Origin of the sequence: Frankia sp. Mgl5 (genome assembly GCF_023242985.1) — a bacterium.
GTDB lineage: Bacteria > Actinomycetota > Actinomycetes > Frankiales > Frankiaceae > Parafrankia > Parafrankia soli.
In genome coordinates this window covers 1-238 of the sequence record NZ_JALKFY010000340.1, presented here as the reverse complement: position 1 = coordinate 238, position 238 = coordinate 1, and the positions used below count along the sequence as shown (strand labels likewise).

At 54.2% G+C, this 238-nt stretch carries 1 pseudogene; it reads right to left on the bottom strand.

The annotated features are described in order from the left end of the window. Positions 1 to 218 (bottom strand): annotated as a pseudogene (locus tag MXD62_RS09600) (spore gernimation protein); the annotation flags it as partial. Positions 219 to 238: the final 20 nt, after the last annotated feature.

Sequence of the window (238 nt, the reverse complement as noted above, 5' to 3'; positions counted from 1 at the left end):
AAGTACAACGTGCGTTCAGTCGTTCCCTGCGCCTGTTCCGATGTCGCTGCGCTGCCATCAGTAGGTGCGGTTTTTGTACCATCCAAGGCAGCTTCAGATGCGGGGGGAGCATCAATACTGGCCGTTTCCTTTTCCGGGCCAAACAGGCCGCATCCCGAAAATAACATTGCACTAACTCCAAGCACGGCCGTCATTTTGCCGACGCGTCGTAACACCATATTTACAACCTCCTCGAGAC